This is a genomic window from Brevundimonas sp. EYE_349 (assembly GCF_023147505.1).
GTDB lineage: Bacteria > Pseudomonadota > Alphaproteobacteria > Caulobacterales > Caulobacteraceae > Brevundimonas.
This window is the reverse complement of record NZ_JAHXPB010000002.1, coordinates 111,699-131,140: the sequence shown is the minus strand read 5'-3', so window position 1 is coordinate 131,140 and position 19,442 is coordinate 111,699. Positions and strand designations below refer to the sequence as shown.

The window sequence follows — 19,442 nt, the reverse complement described above, 5'->3', positions numbered from 1 at the left end:
AAAAGCTATTTGACAGTCTCGTTCTGCAAGTGAGAAGCTGGCCTTCGATACACCTCGGATAAACGAGGGATCTAGGGAGGTAGAGCGTGACCAGGCAAGGTATGACAAGTGTGTATGCGCTTCTGATCGGGGGCGTCCTCGGCGCCTCGCCGGCCATTGCGCAGGAAGCGCCCGCTCCGGCGACCGTCGACGACATCATCGTTACGGCGACGAAGCGCGAAGAGCGATTGATCGATGTTCCTGTCGCTGTGACCGCGATCGGATCCCAGCAGCTTGAGAACTCCGGCGTCAGCGACATTCGCGAGCTGACGGGATTGGCCCCTAGCGTGCAATTCCAAACCCCGGGCGGAGGTTCGGACTCGTCCGTTCGGATCCGTGGCGTCGGCACGACCTCGACCAACCCCGGACTGGAATCCTCGGTGGGCGTCGTGATCGACGGCGTCATCCGGGCGCGAACGGGCGTCGCGCTGTCCGAGCTGGGCGACCTGGAACGGATCGAGGTGCTTCGCGGACCACAGGGCACGCTGTTCGGGCGCAATACCTCGTCCGGCATCATCAACGTCGTGACCAAGTCCCCGAACCTTTCGGGAATCGAGGGACGCGTCGAAGGTACATATGGCAACTTCGATGATCGGCGGATTTCCGCTGCGATCAATCTGCCGCTCGTGGATGACGTCGCGGCGCTGCGCGTGGAAGGCAGCTGGGAGCTGCGCGACGGCTTCTATCCCAACACCAACAACGGCACGCGGTTCGACGATCTGGATCGCCAGTTCGTCCGGGCCAAACTGCTGTATCGTCCGTCGGAGACCATGCGTTGGCTGTTCAGCGCGGACTATACGACCCGCGACGAGAACTGCTGTGTCGCCGTGCTGGCCATCGCCGGTCCGACATACAACACAGTCAATAATCTGGCCGCCGCCAGGGGACAGATCGGCTATGCGACCTCCGATCCGAGGGCGCGTTCGGCGTCGGTCACCAATGGCCGCGTCAATGCGGAAGCCATTCAGGATTACGGCTTCTCGGCCCAGGGCGACTTCGACTTCGGTTGGGGGCAACTGACCTCGATCACGGCCTATCGCAGCTGGGAGGCATGGCGGTCGCAGGACTTCGATCACTCGGGCGCCGATCTGGGCTTCTTCGCGCCCAAGGGTCTGCACCAGGGCTTCGACGTCTTCACGCAGGAACTGCGCCTGCAGGGCACGCGCGGTCGCCTGGACTGGATGGTGGGCGCCTTCTATTCGGACGAGAAGGTGATGAACGATTCCGCCTTCCGCATGGGGGCGGACTATCCGCTGATCTACGGCGGCGCGGCGACCTTCCAGGCCAGCACCCTGGCGGCCTTCAAGCCCGGCGACGGCGCGCGTGGGATTGGGCATCAGGACGGGTCCGACAAATCGGTTTTCACCCACAACATCTTCCACCTGACCGACCAACTGAGCGTGACGGCGGGCCTGCGCTATACGCAGAACGAGAAGTCGATCGATTTCCGGGGCGAAAACTTCAACCCGGCCTGCGACAGTGCGCGTGCGACCGGGGATGCGCCGGGCGTGATCCGCTTCTGCGCGCCTTTCTGGGATACGCGGCTCAATCCGGCGGGCGACACGGACTCCAGAACAGAGGACGCGCTGACCGGGACCTTCAACATCGCCTATCAGTTCTCGCCGCAGCTCAATACCTATGCGTCCTATTCCAGGGGTTACAAGTCCGGCGGCTACAACTTCGACCGCGCCGGCTTCACCACGCCCGCGACGCCGAACGCCGCCGATCTGGCCTTCAAGGAAGAGACCGTCGACGCCTATGAGATCGGGGTGAAGGGGGAGTTCTTCGACCGGAGGGTGCGTGCGAACTTCGCCGCCTATCACCAGTCGTTCAAGGGCTTCCAACTGATCGAATATACCGGCGTCAACTTCGTCGTCCGCAGTCTGGAGGAAGCCACCACCAGCGGCGCCGAGCTGGAGGTGACCTGGCGGCCGACGGATAGTGTGACCCTTACGAACGGGCTCAGCTACACGGACGCCTCCTACACCGACGCCGCAGGCAATCTGACCTATGCCGGACGGCGGATGGAGCAGGCGCCGGAGTGGGTGAACGTGTCCTCCGTCACATGGGAGTTCCCGCTCGGCGAGCAGCTGAAGGGCACGGCCTATGCGGACGCGCGCTACAGCTCCGAGTTCTTCACCGGCGGGTTCGATCCCAATCGGGTGCAGGGCGCCTTCACCACGGCCAACGTGCGGCTGTCGGTTCAGGACACGTCTGAAACCTGGCGCGTCGATCTGTGGGCGCGCAATGTGTTCGACGAGTTCTACTATCGCCGCGTGCTGCCGGCGACGTTCCAGGCAGGGTCCTATTCGGCCTTCCTGGGCGATCCGCGCACCTACGGCATCACCCTGAAGCGCACCTTCTGAAGCGAAGACGTCTTCTGTACCCAACTGGCCCCGCCGATGATCGGCGGGGCCTTTTTCTTGTCTAGAAGCCGAGTTGTTTGGCAGCAAGATCGCGCAGGATTTCCTCCGAGCCGCCGCCGATCACGAAGATGCGGGCCTCGCGATAGATGCGTTCGACCCTGTTTTCGCCTGTGTAGGCGCGGCCGCCCAGAACCTGCAGGCTTTCGCGCGCGCAGTGCTCCAGCGTGTTGGTCGCCTGAACCTTCATCAGGGCCAGTTCCGCGATCGGCGCCTCGCCGTTTTCGAACCGCCAGACCAGCATGTCGAGATAGGCGTAGGCCACCTTCAGACGCTGAACCATGTCCACAATCTTGTGGCGCATGACCTGGTGGTCGATCAGCCGCTTTCCAAAGGTCTGGCGTTCGCGGGCGAAGGCGATGGCTTCGGCCACGCAGGTGCGCGTCATGGCCAGGGTGGCGGCGATGCCGCTGAAGCGTTCGATGTTGAACTGGCGCGCAAGGCCGGCGAAGCCCTTGTTCTCGACGCCGATCAGATTGGCGACCGGGACCTCGACATTGTCGAACTTCAGCCAGCCGTTGTTTCGGTTGTACCACTCCAGACCCGGCGTGGACCCACGCGTTACGCCCGCACGGTCCGCCTCGATCAACAGCATCGACAGACCTCCGATGCCAGGCCCGCCGGTGCGGACGGCTGTCAGGAGAAAGTCGGCCTTCATCGCGCCGGAAATCAGGGCCTTCGCGCCGTTGACGACGAAGACCTCGCCGCGTCGTTCGGCGGTGGTGGTGAAGCCGGACACGTCGGAGCCGCCGCCTGGTTCGGTGACGGCGAAGGCGATCTTGCGCTCACCCGCCAGCACGGGCCTGGCGACGCGGTCCAGCATCTCGGGCGCGCCGCCCGTGATGATAGGGGGCAGGGCGATCCAGGGGGTGGCCAGATCCGCGAAGACGACGCCCGACCCCAGCCGGAAGAACTCCTCGGCGAAGAGGATGCGGTCATACAGGCTGACGTCCTCGCCCGTTCCGCCCAGGTCTTCGCGGAACCCCATGCCGGAAATGCCTTCCTGCGCAGCGATTCGGTAAAGGGCGTCGGGAAAATCAGAGGCCGCATCCCATTCAGCCAAGTGCGGCGCCACGTGCCGGTCGATGAACCCTCTCAGCTTGCGCCGCCAAGCATCGTGTTCGGCGTTGAGAAACGGGGAGGGCGGTCGCAGACCGTCGAAGTCCAGCGCGTGCGGCGCATCTGTGGGGCGGCTATCGGTCATCGTTCCTCTCCATCGGGCCGTTCGGCGGCCTCGCTTTCGAATTGATACTAAAACCACTCGCCTTCATCGGCAATAATGGTATTCTAACGCAACCGACTATCTTTGTTGGTCGTCCAAAGGAGGCCGCCGTGGCGTTTTCTCAGACTGCAGTCGCTGATCAGTCCAGTTCCGATGACCTGTTGGAGCGACCTTTGAAGGTCACGCTTCAGCCCGGCGATCATCCCTATATGACGGGGGCCTGGACACCGCAGCATGAGGAATACACGGCCGAGAACATGGTCGTGATCGGCGCTATTCCCCTCGATATCGACGGGGTCTATGTCCGCAACACGGAAAACCCGATTCAGCAGCCGATCGGCCGATATCATCCCTTCGACGGCGACGGCATGATCCACGCCATCAGCCTGAAGGACGGCAAGGCCGCCTACCGCAACCGGTTTGTCCGCACGAAGGGCTTCCAGGCCGAACAGGAGGCCGGTCGCGCCCTGTGGGCCGGACTGGCCGAGCATCCGTCACAGTCCGAACGCCCCGGCTGGGGCGCGCACGGCGGGCTGAAGGATTCGTCCTCGACGGACGTCATCATTCACGCGGGAGCGATCCTGTCGACCTTCTATCAGTGTGGGGAGGCCTATCGTCTGGATCCCTACACGCTGGAGCCGTTGGGAACGGATGACTGGTGCCCGCCCGAGGGCATTTCGGCCCACCCCAAGGTGGATGAAAAGACCGGAGAGCTGCTGTTCTTCAACTATTCCAAGACCGCGCCGCACATGCACTACGGCGTGGTGGGGGCGGACAATCGGCTGAAGCATCTGACGCCGGTGCCTCTGCCCGGCGCGCGCCTGCCGCACGACATGGCCTTCACCACCAACTACGCCATCCTGAACGACTTCCCGCTGTTCTGGGAAGAGCATCTGCTGCCCAAGGGCTATCACGTCGCGCGTTTCCACCCCGACATGAAGTCTCGCTTCGGTGTGATCCCGCGGATGGGATCGGCCGAGGACGTGCGGTGGTTCGAGGCGAAGGCCACCTATGTTCTGCACTTCCTGAACGCCTGGGAAGACGGCGACACCATCGTCATGGACGGCTATTTCCAGGACAATCCGGTGCCCGAGACCAGCCCGGACGCCCTGCCGGGCTATGAGCGGATCATGACGTTCCTGGACCAGAACATGCTGCAGCCCAAGCTGCATCGCTGGCGGTTCAATCTCAGCACCGGAGAGACGACGGAAGAACGGTTGGACGACCGAGTGCTGGAGTTCGGCGTCATCAACAACCAGTTCGCCGGAGTGAAATACCGCTACGCCTATAGCGCGGTGTCCAAGCCGGGCTGGTTCCTGTTCACAGGACTGGTCAAGCACGACATGGAGACCGGTGAAAGCTGGGCGATCGACTTCGGCCCCGAACGCTACGGATCGGAGCCGGGCTTCGCGCCCCGCGTCGGCGCGACCGAGGAAGACGACGGCTATCTGATCACCTATGTCACCGACATGATCGAGGATCGGTCGGAGTGCGTCATCTATGACGCGCGCAAGCTGGACGACGGGCCGGTGGCGCGCATCATCCTGCCGGGTCGCATCTCCAGCGGCACGCACGCGACCTGGTCCCAGGGTGAGACGATCCGGGCCGCCCGGAGGGCTGCGTGATGGCCGATCGCAGCGCGGTCTATATCCTCGGCGGATGGCAGTCGGATTTCGCGCGGAACTGGGCGCGTGAGGGTCTGGAGATCGCCGACGGGTTCGGAGAAGCCTTGCGCGAGGGCCTGGACGCCGTCGATCTGGAGCCGGGCGACATCGAGGTCGGGCACGTCGGCAACTTCGTGGGCGATCTGTTCGCCGGCCAAGGTTTGCTGGGCGGCTTCTTCGCCATGACGGACGATCGTTTCGACGGCCTGCCGACCAGCCGGCATGAGGCGGCCTGCGCGTCTGGCAGCCTGGCGCTGCTGGCCGCCTGTGCGGACATCGAGGCGGGTCGCTATGGCACGGCCGCCGTTCTCGGGCTTGAGCTGATGCGCAACGTGCCGGGCAAGACCGCCGCCGAGCATTTGGGCGCGGCCGCCTGGCATGGGCACGAATATGGGGACGCCACCTATGTCTGGCCACGCGCCTTTTCGGACCTGACGGACGAATACGACCGCCGCTACGGTATCGACGAACGCCACCTGCGCCGGATTTCCGAGATCAACTTCGCCAACGGTCGGCGTAATCCGAACGCACAGACGCGCAACTGGGCCTTCGACAATCTCAGCTTCAGTGACGACGACACGGCCAATCCGCCCATCGAAGGACGCACGCGCAAGTCGGACTGCGGCCAGGTGACCGACGGGGCCGCGATGGTGGTTCTGGCGTCCGAGCAGCGCGCGGCCGACTATGCCCGCAAGCGCGGCGTCGACCTGGACACCCTGCCGCGTGTGAAGGGGTGGGGGCATCGGTCGTCGCCGATCAGCTATGCGCGCAAGATCGCCAACAGCGCCGACGCGCCCTACGTCTTCCCGCAGGTGAAGCGCGCGATCGACGATGCGCGTGAGCGGGCCGGTATTGGGCTGGACCAGGTGGACGTGGTCGAAACCCACGACTGTTTCTCGATGACCGAATATATGGCCATCGATCACCTGGGGCTGACGGCGCCCGGCGATAGCTGGAAGGCGGTCGAGGCCGGCGACATTGAGATCGGCGGACGGCTGCCCATCAATCCGTCAGGAGGGTTGATCGGTTGCGGCCATCCGGTCGGCGCGACCGGCGTCCGCATGGCGCTGGACGCCTTCAAGCAGACGACCGGCACGGCCGGCGATTACCAGGTCGAAGGCGCCCGCAACGTTCAGACGTTGAACATCGGCGGATCGACGACGACCACGGTCAGCCTGGTGATTGGGGTCTGACTTCAAACCGGGTGTGGACGGATCGCGAGGCCGACGACGCCACGCGCGACGTCTAGGCCATCGTCGGTCGTGACCACGACATCGACCACGGCCTTGCGCGCGTCCTGATAGGTGACGACGCCCTTGGCCTCCAGCGCGGTGCAATCCTGTGACGCGCCGTTCAGATAACGCACGGCCAAGTCGGTGGTCAGCACGATCTGGCCCGGCGTCAGTCGGCTCATCATGGCGCCGCCCGCCATATCGATCAGGGCTGCGGTCAGGCCGCCGTGCACCAAGCCGATGAAGTTGGCGTGGCCCTCGTCGATCTCGCACCGTACGACGACTTCGCCGTCTGCATAGGCCTCGACGCGGGCGCCGATGAGGGAAAAGAAGCCGCCAAGGGACGAGCCGCGATCCTGCCATTGGCGCAGCAGGTCCAGGCCTGTGTCGCCTTCGTGGACGTGAAGCGCGGAGGCGGTGGAGGTCATGCCGGCGATAAGGCCAGCGCGTTGAACCGCTGGCTGGCGGCCCGATACTCCTGAGTCAGTTGTTCTACGACCTGCGACACCGGCTCGATTCGGCGAACGGCGTCGATACCCTGGCCGGCCGCCCAGAGATCCTTCCAGCGCTTCTGGTTTCCGCCGCTGGTATAGTTGCGGTCGACAGGACCGCCCAGATTGTCGGGGTCCAGTCCGGCGGCGATCAGGCTGGGGCGCAGCCATGAGGCAGCCGTCCCTGTGATGGCCGGCGAGACGACCAGGTCGTCAGGCCCGGATTGGACGACCATTTGCTTGTAATCGTCCTGCGCCAGGCTCTCCTGCGTCGCCAGGAACCGCGTGCCCATATAGACGAAGTCCGCACCCGCAGCGACCGCGCCCGCGACGCCCGCCCCGTCTCCAACGCCGCCCCCCACCGCGACATAGCCGTCAAAGAAATCCCGCACCGCCGAGATGAAGGCGAAGGGGGACAGGTGCCCCGTGTGCCCCCCGGCGCCCGCGCTGACGCACGCCAGGCCATCGACGCCGGCCTCGGCCGCCTTGCGCGCCAGCTTCATGCTGACGACATCGGCGAACACCAGGCCGCCGTAGCTCTTGACGGTCTCCATCACCGGGCGAGGGGATCCGAGGGCCGTTATGACCACCGGCGGCTTGTATTGGGCGATCAGCCGCAGGTCTTCGGAAAGCCGCGTATTGGTGGAATGGGTGATCATATTGGCGATCCAAGGCGCATCGCCGGGCAGGCGAGCGCTGACGATCCGATCCATCCACTGATCCAGATCTTCGATCGTGCGGCAGTTGGGCGTCGGGAACGCCCCGGCGACCCCGGCGCGACAGGCCGCGATGACCAGTTCCGGTCCGCTGATCAGGAACATGGGGGCCGCGAATACGGGCAGGCGCAGGGTGTCGAACGGAGGCTTCATGCGGACTCTTCGGTTTTCAGCAGGTGGCGCAGGTCGCGTTTCAGCACCTTGCCGACAGGGTTTCGGGGGAGGTGATCGAGAACATGCAGTCGCTCGATCTGTTTGAAGACGGCGACCTTCCGCTCGACCGTCAGGAAGACATTGATGTCCGACAGCGTCGCGGTTCGGTTTGGCTTGAAGGCGACAAAGGCCGCCAGACGTTCGCCCAGCCTCGGATCGGGCGCGCCCACCACTGCGGCTTCGGCGATGGCGGGATGGGCGATCAGATGATTTTCGATCTCTTCGGACGAGATGTTGGCCCCGCCTCGAATGACGATGTCCTTGAGGCGACCGACGAACTTCAGATGTTGGGCGTCTTCGCCCGCGTATTCGAACAGGTCGCCGGTGTGGAACCAGCCGTCGTCGTCGAATGCGCGGGCATTGATCTCGGGCGCCCGCCAATAGCCGGAGAAGACCGTCGCGCCCTTGATGCGCAGCTCTCCGGCCATCCCCTTGTCGGAGATTTCCACGCCCGTTTCCGGATCGACCAGACGCGTGAAGACGCGATCATGCAGTTTGGCCTTCCAAACGAAGCCGGGCGCGAGGCGAGGGAACAGGGTGGCGCGGTCGGCCGCCGCCGGCATGTCCTTCATTGCGCTGGCGAACGAGGCGCCTTCGTTGGAGCCGAAGTAGTTGACGATCTGGACGCCGTATTTCTCGTGGAAGGTGCGGACCATCCATTCAGAAAGCGGCGCCGACCCCGAGCCTATGGATTTCAGCCTACCGAAGTCGATGCCGTCCAGAAGTCCTTCGGTCTGGAGCAGGGTGTTCAGAACGGCGGGCGGGGCGACCGTATAGTCGATGGCCTCGTCGCGGATCTGGGCGAGCATGACGTTAAGATCGAACGGATGATGCTGGACCACCACGCCGCCCGTCAGCAGCCAGCCGACCAAAGCGGTGGAGATGCCGGCCATATTGACCATGGGAAAGGGGTTCAGCACGCGCGTTTCCGACGACAGGTCGGCGGCGTCCACCACGCCGTCGCCCATGACGATCCACTCGTTATGGCTGCGCGGGACGCCTTTGGGTTCGGCCTCCGTGCCGGATGTCCAGCAGATCGTGACGACGTCGTCGGCGGTGACCTGCGCGGCCTTGGCGGCGGCGTGGGCTGCGGCGATTTCAGCATGAGCCACCTGATGCAATGCGCCGTCCAGATCGATGGCGCCGTCCGGCGCGCCGCCCAGCACAAACACATCATTCAGGCTGGGGCATCGGGTCTTGAGCGCGGTCAGCATCTCGCCATGCGCATGTTTGCCGATGCGGGCGGCGGTGATGGCGGCGACGGCATCGGTTCGTGCGACGATATGGGCCAGTTCGCTTTCGCGATACTGAGCCGGTGCGGGCGTCACGATGACGCCCAATCGTGCGCAGGCCAGATAGACGCTGGTCAACTCGCCGATGTTGGGCAGTTGGACGACGACCACATCGTCACGCCGGACGCCTGCGGCGTGAAGAACGGCGGTCATGCGATCGACTTCATCCGCGATCTGGCCCCAGGTCAGCCTGCGCGGCGCACGACCGACCACCCCCATCGCATTGACGGGATCGACCAAGGCTAGGGTGTCTGAACGGCGGGTGACTTGGGCGGTGAACAGGTCGTCGAAGGTGGCCTCCCCCCACCAACCCCGCGCCTTCATGGCCTGGATGCGCGCCTCCGGTATCAAAATCATCGCGCGAGGCGCTCCACAACCATGGCGGCCCCGATGCCCTGCGCGCCGACTGCGACCACGAGCCCATAGCGCCCCTGACAGTCATCCATCGCGTCCAAGAGGGACGACAACAGAATGGCCCCTGTGGCGCCCATGGGATGGCCCTTGGCCAGATGCCCCCCGCCGACGTTGACCTTGTCCACATCGACATCCCGTTCGCGCAGGAATTTGACGATGGTGACCGCGAACGCCTCCATGAACTCGACCCTGTCCATGGCCTTCAGGTCGAGACCTGCCTTGGCCAGGGCCCGGTCCATGGCGGTGAAGCCGGCCGTAAGCGAGGCGTGCGGGTCGCCACCTGTCTCGACATAGGCCACGATGCGCGCCCGCGCGCCTTTTCCATTCGACGACATCAGGGCCAGGCCCGCGCCGTCGCACATGGGCGGCGCGTGCGCGACGGTATGGCGGTGGTCGATCGTGCGCCCGCCAAGCGCATCGGCGTATTGGGCTCCGAGAGCCTCGAAGGCGGCGGGCATGACCGCCAGGGTTTCGGCCGTGGTCGATGCGCGCGCCGGCTCCTCCACATCCAGGCCGTTTACGGCGATGCGGGAGGCTGTCAGCATCGTGCCTTCTGCGGCGGCGGTCCTTTGCTGCGACCTCAGGGCGGCGGAATCCATCTCCTGGCGCGTGACGCCGATGTCTTCGGCCAAACGATCGGCCGCCACGACCACAGGGATGTAGCGCGTTCTCAGAGGAAAGCTGGCGTCCTCGTAATAATCGGCCTTGTCGCCCATGAAGGGGACGCGCGACATCATCTCGACCCCGCCCGCCAAGATCTGATCGGCGCCGCCGGACGTGATCATGTTTGCTGCCTGTCCAATGGCGGTCAGGCCCGAAACACAATAGTTGTTCAGGCTGAAGGCGAAGGCTTCGTCGGGCAGTTCGGCGTGCAGCTTGGACACCAGGGCGACGTTTGCGCCCTGGGCGCCGACCTGTCCGACGGCGCCGATGATCAACCCCTCGGCGCGCCGCGCCCGGCCTTGGGTCCGCACCGCCAGAGTGTCGATCAGGGCGGCGATCAGGGCCTGGGGCGTCAGACTGGCCAAACCGCCATCGGGCCTCGCCTTGCCGCGCGGCGTTCTCACCGCATCGACGATATAGGCGCTCCGGCCTTTTCTCTCGGCGATGGCGACGTCGTCTTCCAAGGCAGCCTCCGATCCGTCCAAGTTTGCAATGTAGGACTCAAAGGTTTCCTAATGCAAGTGACTGGAGTTTGGATCGTCGCACGATCAACGGTGCGATAGGCGGGAGCGCCGACTGGTGCGTATCAGGACTTCGCCGTGACGGCGTCTTCCATCTCCCAACGCATTCGTCGAGGATCGAGGGCGACGCCCGTTTCCGCGTCGCAAACGACCGGGGTCACGCGCTGGCCCGTGCGTTTGTCGATCAGGTGCAGCGGAGAACCGTCGGGGCATAGCCACCGCTCGCTCCACCCGTGCATGGCGATGATCATGGGAAACAGATCGCGCCCCGCCTCCGTCAGCCGATATTCGAAGCGCGGCGGCGTCTTTTGATAGAGGTCTTTCCTCAGGATGCCGTGCAGGACCAGCCGGTTCAGCCGATCCGCCAGGATATTGGTCGCGACCCCCAGCGCCTCGTGGATCGCGTCGAACCGCCTGAGCCGGAAAAATGCGGCCGCCAGCACGCCCCAGCTCCAGTAGTCGCCCATCACATCCGTGGATCGGTCGATCATCGGCCGGTCGGTTTCGATCGGTTGAGTTCTTCGCCGCCGCGAGGTCGGCGCGGGGATCGCCTCAAGCCCATCGCGCGCCTCCCACCCGATATGACGCGGATCGACGACATGGCCCCGCTTGTGGTCGAAAACAGCAGGCTCAACCCTCGCATCACTGAGCCGGTCGTAGAAGGTCAGGGCGTAACGATCCTGCAACGGCGAACTCGCCCACCGCCGTTCCCACTGACCCTGGATGACGGCGACGCCGAACAGATCCAGGCCCATCTCGCTCAGATGATATTCCGTTCGCGTGCTTCCTCCGCCAACCCCGCGCTCGTCCAGCACCCCGACCTCCACCAGCCGCTTCAGCCGATCCGTCAGCACGCTGCGCGGAATATTCAGACGCTCGCGCCAGACCGAAAACCGACGCGCGCCATAGAAGGCCTCACGAAGAATCAGCTGCGTCCACGCATCGCCGATAATGGCGAACGCCTTGGCCACCGGATTGCCCATGATCAGCAAACGCATGGGCATGTCATGTGCCGACGGATCGTCGAGATGTGTCATCGTGGAGCTTTAGCACCACCACGTGTCGTCGCGAATGATTGTGGTCGAGTGCTGTCAGGTTAACCGCTCGAAGTGGCGAGTTTCTAAAACATTTTCCAGCGCTGTCAGGTTAATCGCCGGCAGCCACAACTTGTCCAACCCACCAAAATCTCAAGCCACGGCCGCCGCCCAAGCGGACGCGGCCGTGGCGCGGAAGCGTCGCAGCGTGGGCCGACTGACGAGGTGACGCTGGGTGTAGAAGGTGTTGTAGATCGCTGCGTGGGTGGTGAGGAATCGCTGGGCTGAAGCCTGGGACTTGAACAGCTGTTGTTGCCGCTCTCGCCGTCGGATAGGGAGGTGGGAGTTCTCCGCCCGATTGTTCTCCCGAAGCCGGCCTGGTGAATGCAGATGGCGCAGGCCCAATGCCTCAAGAGCAGCTGGATATGATCGAAGGCCGTCGGTGACGATGCGTTCTGGCTAGACAGGCTGGTTCCGCAGCAATCGCTTCAACAGCACCAGAGCCGCCTCCGTGTCTCGCCTGCGCTGGACAACGAGGTCCAGGACCTCGCCCTCATCGTCAACCGCGCGCCACAGGAACATCCGCTTTCCGCCGATCGAACAGACCACCTCATCCAGATGCCAGCGAGGGGAAGGGGAGGGGCGGAGCCGCTTCAGCCGCCTTGCGATCTGCGGTCCAAACTTGATCGTCCAACAGCGGATGGTCTCGTAGCTGACTTCGATGCCTCGGGCCGCGAGAAGCTCTTCGACATCCCGAAGGCTCAGGCTGAAGCGGAAATAGAGCCACACGGCGTGGCGGATAACCTCCGCCGGGAAGCGGTGGCGCTTGAACGATAACGGCTTCATGGAATTCGTCCCCAGTCAGCCGCTTGCTTTGGCCTTCAGTGGAGACAAATTAGCGTTAGACTGACAGCACCCCTCGCCTTCATCATCTACGGCGCGCCATAGGAACATCCGCTTCCCACCGATTGAGCAAACGACCTCGTCGAGAGGCCAGCGTGGCGAAGGGGAGGGGCGAAGCTTCTTCGGCCGCCGTGCGATCTGGGGTCCGGACTTGATCGTCCAGCAACGGATTGTCTCATAGCTGACATCGATCCCGCGCGCGGCCATTAGCTCTTCAACGTCACGAAGGCTGAGGCTGAAGCGAAAGTAGAGCTACACAGCTTGGCGGACTACCGCCGCAGGAAAACGATGGCGCTTAAACGAGCAGTTTCACGAAATGCGATCTCCCATCGACCGTTACGCGGCCCTGAAGTGGAGACAAGTCAGCGTTAGACTGACAGCGCCCTGACAGCACCCCGACCAGGAATCAGGGCGCCGCCGGTTGTGGAAGCGATTTAATAGGTGCTGAACCTAGAGTGACAGCGCTCTTCGGATGAGTTGAAAGACATAGGTCGGTTCGATCACGCCGCGCACCAGATAGGCTTGAGGGCCGTCGGCATAAACCGGGACATCCTCGCCAGCGTGTCCCGCGCTGGACAAGGGCACGGCGACCGAGCGCAGAGCGTCGGCGTCTGACGATCCTTCTGCGCGGGCGATAGCTTGCGGTCGCGTCGGCGACGGGCCCGTGCCGTATATCAGGGTCGGATAGGGCGCGTCGTCCAAGGCCTTGTTCGGTGCGCCGTCTGCGCCGGCCAGGCCAAGCAGCGGCGCCTTGCGGTCCGCCCCGGCGGTGAGGACCAGGCTGTGGCTATGGTCCGCCGTGACGATGATCAACGTATCGGCGGGATCGGTCAGTCGACGCGCGGCGTCCACGGCTTGGGAGAACTCGGCCACAGCGGCCAGAGCGCGACGTGGATCATTGGCGTGGTGATAGGTGTCGATCTGGGCGCCCTCGACCACCAGCAGATAGCCCTCAACGTTCTGCGACAGGGCACGGATCGCCGCTGCCGTCATGTCCGGCAGTCGGGGCATGGTGCTGTCGGGCGCTCGATCGGCGTCCGCCGGCAGGGCGGCCTTGGAGAAGAGACCCATCAGGCGCGGCGTGGTGCTGGCCGTCAGCCCTGCAAGGTCGCTGACCACGGTCGAAGCGCCGCTACGGCGGCGCCAAGCCTCGACCAGATCTCGACCGTCCTTGCGGCGTCCTCCGTCCGCCTCGGGTTTCAGATAGGCCAGTCCGGCGCCCAGAACGACCTCGGGCGTGGCTTCGCCTTCGACCAGTTGTCGCGCGATGTCGATACAGCCCTGGGACACCGCCTGGGCCGGCATGTCGATGTCGCTCTGCCACCCGCGGAAGGGGGTGTGGGCATAGGTGGCCGCAGGCGTCGCGTCCGTGATCGGCGCGGTCGTTACGACCCCGATCGCCAGTCCCTTGGCCCGCGCCAGTTCCGACAGTGTCGGCACGCGAGCCGCCGTGACGGAGGTGCAATCACGCGCCCGCACCTGGTCGTTGACGCCGATGGCGCCGTTGATGGTCTTATATCCGGTCATCAAAGCCGAAGCGCCGTTCGCGGAATCCGTGACGAAACGATCAGCCGAATAGGTTCGCGACAGGGCCGTATAGGGAAAACGATCAAAGGACAGCCGATGGCTGGCGCCGTCTTCGCCCAGGGCCTGGCCCTCGTAGATGCGACCGGCCGTGACGCTGTTGATGCCCATACCGTCGCCGATCATCAGGATGACGTTCTTCGGCCGCCCCGTGTCGGGCCTCAACGCCGTCGCTGCATCGAGTGCTGTGATGTCGGCCTGGACCTGGGCCTGAGCATGGATCGGCGGGAAAGAAAGAGCGGCGCCGAGCAGAGCGGGCAAGAAGAGTTTCATGACGATCTCCTAAAGACAGAAAACCCCGCGCGTCGCCGGCGACGCGCGGGGTGGCAGGTGGATATTAGAAACGGGCGCTCATTCCGACGGAGATGGTGCGGCCGTAGTCGGTGTAGCCGACGAAGCGGTTGTCAGCGACGAACTGCTCTTGCGGCTGGTCGGTCAGATTGATGGCCTCCACGGAGACCGTCAGTCGATCGGTGAGCTTGTAGCTCAGGCTGCCGTCCAGCGATCCGAAGGCCCGATCATTCGCCGACTCGAGACCGTTGGTTCCGACTTCCTGCAGCACGTCACCCCGCCAGGAATAGCTGAGACGCGCCGCCAGCGGCCCCTTCTCGTAGAAGCCGGTCAGGTTGACGCTCTGCTTGGCGACGTTTTCGAGGTCGTCCTTGAACTCGCGCGTACCGTCGTAATAGGTCGCGTCGGTCGTGGTCAGGGTCAGGTTGGCTGTCATCCCCAGACCGTCGAACGGCGCCGGCAGGAACGGGAACAACTGCTGGTAGGCCAGCTCAATCCCCGCGATCGAAGCCGTGCCGCCGTTGACCGGCGCAGTCAGTTCATAGGTCACGTCGTCGATGTCGATATTGGACCGGCGACGGGTCGAGAAGGTGGTGATGTCCTTGTAGAAGGCCCCGCCGATCAGGGCGCTGGACGGCGAGAAGTACCATTCCGCCACCGCATCGTATTGCCAGGCCTCGAACGGCCTAAGCTCGGGGTTCCCACCAACGGCGGTGAAGAGGGCGCCCGATGAGTTGAGCGTCAGCCTGGGGGCTAGGTCCGACAGGGACGGGCGAGTGATCACCTTGGCCGCCGCAATGCGAAACTGGAAGTCGTCGCGCGCTTCCCACACCAGGTTCAGAGATGGCAGGACGTCATTGTAGGTCTTGTCGAACGACACCGGCAGGGCGGCCCGCCCGTTGTCGGCGTGCCCCGAAGACGTCTGCTCTGTCTGGGCGACCCGCAATCCGAAATTGCCGCGCAAGGGCGCCCCGAACAGCATGGTCTCGACGTCGGCCATGCCGTAACCGGCCAGGATGGTCTCGTCGATCTGGTAGGAGTTGCGTAAATCGCCCCGCGACAACGGCGCGTCCAGATCGGCTTGGGTGATCTGGCGCAGGAACCGCGTCGGGTTCGGCACGACCCAGTTGCGCGGCAGTTCAGCCCCGACCTTGGACAGGAAGTCCTTCTGCGAGAAGGGCTGGAAAAAGTCCGGAGCCAGGGTCACGCCGGAAATGCCGCGCGTGATGTTGAAATCGCGACGATTGTAGTCGCGCGCACGATCGCGATATTTGGCGCCGAAGGCGACCTTGGCGATGGGCCCGAAGGAGACGGAACGGACGAAGTCCAGTTGGATTGCGGTCTCTTCGTCCAGGGTGTCGTTGACCCGATATTCCAGACGCCGTCCCGGCAGCGTCGAGATACTGTTCATGTCCGCGTCGAGAAAGCGGATCGAAGGGACGCCGCCGCCCGACCTGGGCATGTCGATCTGGATCCGCCCGACCGGGCCCTGAACCCGCGATCTTGTGATCGGGTCGGGCGTGTCGCTTGCGGCGCGGGCATAGGCGGCGTCTCCCGACACGGTCCAGGCGCCGATCTGCTGACGCAGGTTCAGACCCACCGACAGGTTGTCGTGATGCAGGCGCGAGACTTCGTGACCAATCTGGCTGGTGCCGCCGCTGAAGGTTCCGCCCACCAGGGCGCCGTTCTCGACCCGCGCAGTGCCGCGCACCGCATTCGCGACATTGGCGTCGGCCGAATAGGTCAGTTCGTCGTAATCGACCATCAGATCGGTGTAGGTGATGTCCAGATTTACGTCGGTCGTCGCGGTAGGCCGCCATTGCAGGGCGGCGTTCAGGCCGTAGCGCTCACGATCTTCCGTCTCCAGCGTAGGGCGCAGCGCCTGCGGATAGATGATGGAGCCGCTGTCGGACACGCCGTCGCCATTCGTGTCCACGCCTGCCGCATATGTGCCCCAGGTGACGCCGGTGATGCGGTCCTGGCGCAGGGAACGCTGGTCATATACGGCGGCGAGCAGGGCGCCGAAGGTGCGATCTTCGTTGACCCAGGATCCCAGTGCGGACAGGCGCGGGTTCAGATCCCCAGCGTTCTCCGCGTAGTTGACTTCGCCGGACAGGGCCAGGCGCGACGTCTTCAGGTCCAGCGGACGGAAGGTGCGCACATTGACCACGCCCCCGATCGCCCCTTCGTCCAGCGAAGCGAGCGGGCTCTTGATCACGTCCACCCCCGCGACCAGTTCGGACGGCAGGGTGTCGAACCGGAACTGACGCCCGCTCTGACCGCTGTCGCGGACATTCTCGTTCACGGCGGCGCTGCGGCCGTTCAGGGTCGTGATCTGGAAGTTGGCGCCCAGGCCCCGCACGCGCACGAACAAACCTTCGCCCCGGTCGCGGACGATCGAGACGCCTGGCACACGCTGAAGGGCTTCGGCGATATTCTGGCTGGGAAAGTCGCCGATGTCCTCGGCGGTGATGACGTCGACGACATTGTCGGCGCGGCGCTTGATGTCCAGGGCCTGGGTCAGGCTGGAGGAGAAGCTGCCGGTGACCACGACCTCTTCAAGCTCGGCGAAGGTTTCCGCCTGATCCTCGGTCGAAACCACGCGCGACGCCGCCGGCCCGGCCGGCCGAGCCTGTGCGCCCCGGGTGATGACGACAGCGTCTCCGTTCAGACGCCAGACCAGTCCCGTGCCGCTCAAAAGACGATCCAGCGCCTGTACGGCCGTGAGGGTCCCCGACACTCCCTGAGTGCGCCGACCGCGCAAAAGGGCGGGATCGGCGATGACCTGAAGTCCCGAAGCCCGCGAATATTGCGCCAATGCGGCCGACAGATCGCCGGCGGACGCGGATACCGCGACCGGCGCGCGCCCTCGGGCGGACGTCTGAGCCGAGACGGAACCGGCCGCCGCGAGCATGACGAAGGCCATGACGGATGTCGTCGCCTTGAGGCGAGTAAGAGTTTTTGAGGTGCTCATTGAGCCTTGATCCCTTGAACCCGCCAGCCCCCTGCGGACGGTCAGAAGGCTAAGACGCGGGCGGGCCAGATACCGGACAGGGATTTTTGCAAATCTTTCGCAACCGCAGCATGGCGGATTCGCTAAGGTTCATCCTCGACCGGATCAGGATTTCGTGGGTGAAACGATGATCGAGTCTGGGCCGGCCGCCACATGGAAACCGTGCACGACAGCGAGGTTTCGCAACTGCCCCTCGGCGTCGTCCAGACGAAAACGCCCAGCCGCTTCAAGGCTTTCCAGCTTCTCGTCCTGGATGATTATGGGCCGCTTCGAACGTCGCGAAAGGCGCTGGACCAATTCTTTCAAGGTGATTGCGTCGGTCTCGATCCATCCGTCGCTCCATACAGTTTCGTCCGGCGCGAATGCCGCCCCAGCCTTGACATGGCCGTCCCTTGCCGAGGCTCGCTCCCCCGCGCCCACTTCTCTGCGCGCCCCGGCGTCGGTCGAGACCGCGACGCGACCGCGATAGACGTCCACGTCCAGTCGTCCATTGGTCAGGCTCATTGTGAACCGCGTACCGAGAACGCGAACCTGGCCTTCGTCCGTACGGACTTCGAAGACACGGGAGGCATCATGCGCCACGTCGAACATGGCCTCGCCACCGGTCAGCGATACTTCTCGTTTTCGCCCAGCCATCCTCACTTTCAGGTGGGTGTCGCCTGTCATTAGCACATGGCTGCCGTCTTCAAGCACAAGCCGGCGGGTCTCGCCGCGCGACGTGTCGTAGACCGTCTCCAGCGCGGTGGCCTCGACGGCGAGATCGGCGAGATGGGGACCGGCCAGCACTCCGCCCACCACCATGGCCAAGGCCGTCGGCGCCCACACCACAGGCCGCATCACCCTTGTGGTCCAACCTGCCCGCTTCGTTCGGACGGTCTTGCGAGCCGCGTAGGGCGAGCTCGCCCGCAGAGCCTCCGACAGTGCTGGGTCGTCGAACGTATGCCGCATGGCCTCGACCAGCGAGGGGTCTGCGGCAGACGCACCTGCGCTTGGGACGCCGTCGAGCAGAACGTGGCGCGCCGCCCGCCGATGCGCTACGCGGCGCGTCGTCCAGTAAGATAAGAAGCGGCTCATCGCGCTCCTCCTTCCACGGGCGAGGTCGAGTTGGAGACAGGGCGCGGTCGTTCGGCTCTTCCGACTTCACGGTGAAGCTGTTCCAGTGCGCGGGTCAGATGTTTCTCCACGGCTGCCTCGCTGAGGTTCAGCGCGGCGGAAATTTCCCTCGGCGTCTCGCCGTGCAGACGTAAGCGGGTAAAGACCTCTCGACGCAGCGGCGGCATGGTTTTGAGCACCCGTCCGAAGGCGCGTACGCGTTCGCGGTGCATGACGATCTCCTCTGCGTTTGCGGCGGGCGTAGGCACGTCTTCGGACAGGTCGTTGGTGGGGTGACGTATCCGGTCGCGGAAATGGTCGGCGATCAGGTTCAGCGCGATCCGCCGTGCAAGCGCGCCGGCGTCTTTGACCTCGTGCATGTGGCTGTAGGCCAGCAGGCGCGTAAGAGCCTCCTGCACCATGTCTTCACGCAACGTACGGTCGCTCAGCCGCCGACCGACGAACCTCGACAATGAGGCGGCGATGTCGTCGATCGAGGATGTTAAAGGCATGATCTCGCACACATGGGGCGGACCGCTACCTTGGAAGCGCGACACCGCGATGACGACGCTTGCAAGACAGTGGGCGTGAAGGCTGTGCTGACGGTGCGAGGCTGGCCAGGCTGCCTAGTCGCG

13 protein-coding genes and 1 pseudogene are annotated in these 19,442 nt (G+C 64.5%); 3 read left to right on the top strand and 11 right to left on the bottom strand.

Features of this window, described 5'->3' with window-relative positions:
* Positions 1-101: 101 nt before the first annotated feature.
* Positions 102-2,405 (top strand): TonB-dependent receptor, encoded by a 2,304-nt coding sequence (locus KZX42_RS04340; RefSeq protein ID WP_248117467.1) that lies wholly within the window; start codon positions 102-104, stop codon positions 2,403-2,405.
* Between the two features lie 61 nt (positions 2,406-2,466).
* On the opposite strand, the gene KZX42_RS04335 is transcribed toward KZX42_RS04340, so the two are convergent.
* Positions 2,467-3,666: an acyl-CoA dehydrogenase family protein gene (locus tag KZX42_RS04335; protein ID WP_248117465.1), complete on the bottom strand. Its 1,200-nt coding sequence runs from the start codon at positions 3,664-3,666 to the stop codon at positions 2,467-2,469.
* 128 nt (positions 3,667-3,794) lie between these two features.
* Between KZX42_RS04335 and KZX42_RS04330 the strand changes: the two genes are divergently transcribed.
* Both KZX42_RS04330 and KZX42_RS04325 read left to right on the top strand, forming a co-directional pair.
* Positions 3,795-5,309: a carotenoid oxygenase family protein gene (locus tag KZX42_RS04330; protein WP_312571853.1), complete on the top strand. Its 1,515-nt coding sequence runs from the start codon at positions 3,795-3,797 to the stop codon at positions 5,307-5,309.
* Positions 5,309-6,541: an acetyl-CoA acetyltransferase gene (locus KZX42_RS04325; RefSeq protein WP_248117463.1), complete on the top strand. Its 1,233-nt coding sequence runs from the start codon at positions 5,309-5,311 to the stop codon at positions 6,539-6,541. Before KZX42_RS04330 ends, KZX42_RS04325 begins: the two co-directional genes overlap by 1 nt.
* A gap of 2 nt (positions 6,542-6,543) precedes the next feature.
* Here the strand turns inward: KZX42_RS04325 and KZX42_RS04320 are convergent, their stop codons facing one another.
* The 10 genes and pseudogenes from KZX42_RS04320 to KZX42_RS04275 form a co-directional block, all read right to left on the bottom strand.
* Positions 6,544-7,008: a PaaI family thioesterase gene (locus KZX42_RS04320; RefSeq protein ID WP_248117461.1), complete on the bottom strand. Its 465-nt coding sequence runs from the start codon at positions 7,006-7,008 to the stop codon at positions 6,544-6,546.
* Entirely contained in the window at positions 7,005-7,940 is a 936-nt protein-coding gene (locus tag KZX42_RS04315; protein WP_248117459.1) for a nitronate monooxygenase, read from the bottom strand. The genes KZX42_RS04320 and KZX42_RS04315 overlap by 4 nt, the downstream gene beginning before the upstream one ends.
* Positions 7,937-9,649 (bottom strand): class I adenylate-forming enzyme family protein, encoded by a 1,713-nt coding sequence (locus tag KZX42_RS04310; RefSeq protein ID WP_248117457.1) that lies wholly within the window; start codon positions 9,647-9,649, stop codon positions 7,937-7,939. Before KZX42_RS04310 ends, KZX42_RS04315 begins: the two co-directional genes overlap by 4 nt.
* Entirely contained in the window at positions 9,646-10,833 is a 1,188-nt protein-coding gene (locus KZX42_RS04305) for an acyl-CoA thiolase (RefSeq protein ID WP_248117455.1), read from the bottom strand. Before KZX42_RS04305 ends, KZX42_RS04310 begins: the two co-directional genes overlap by 4 nt.
* A gap of 122 nt (positions 10,834-10,955) precedes the next feature.
* Complete coding sequence (locus KZX42_RS04300; RefSeq protein ID WP_248117453.1) at positions 10,956-11,888, bottom strand: helix-turn-helix domain-containing protein; 933 nt, start codon at positions 11,886-11,888, stop codon at positions 10,956-10,958.
* Between the two features lie 189 nt (positions 11,889-12,077).
* A pseudogene (locus tag KZX42_RS04295) lies at positions 12,078-12,770 on the bottom strand (IS6 family transposase).
* A 507-nt stretch (positions 12,771-13,277) separates the two neighbouring features.
* Positions 13,278-14,684 (bottom strand): alkaline phosphatase, encoded by a 1,407-nt coding sequence (locus KZX42_RS04290; protein WP_248117451.1) that lies wholly within the window; start codon positions 14,682-14,684, stop codon positions 13,278-13,280.
* Positions 14,685-14,748: 64 nt separating this feature from the next.
* Entirely contained in the window at positions 14,749-17,676 is a 2,928-nt protein-coding gene (locus tag KZX42_RS04285) for a TonB-dependent receptor (RefSeq protein WP_248117449.1), read from the bottom strand.
* 144 nt (positions 17,677-17,820) lie between these two features.
* Complete coding sequence (locus tag KZX42_RS04280; RefSeq protein WP_248117447.1) at positions 17,821-18,789, bottom strand: FecR domain-containing protein; 969 nt, start codon at positions 18,787-18,789, stop codon at positions 17,821-17,823.
* Positions 18,786-19,319: a sigma-70 family RNA polymerase sigma factor gene (locus tag KZX42_RS04275; RefSeq protein WP_248117446.1), complete on the bottom strand. Its 534-nt coding sequence runs from the start codon at positions 19,317-19,319 to the stop codon at positions 18,786-18,788. The genes KZX42_RS04280 and KZX42_RS04275 overlap by 4 nt, the downstream gene beginning before the upstream one ends.
* Positions 19,320-19,442: the final 123 nt, after the last annotated feature.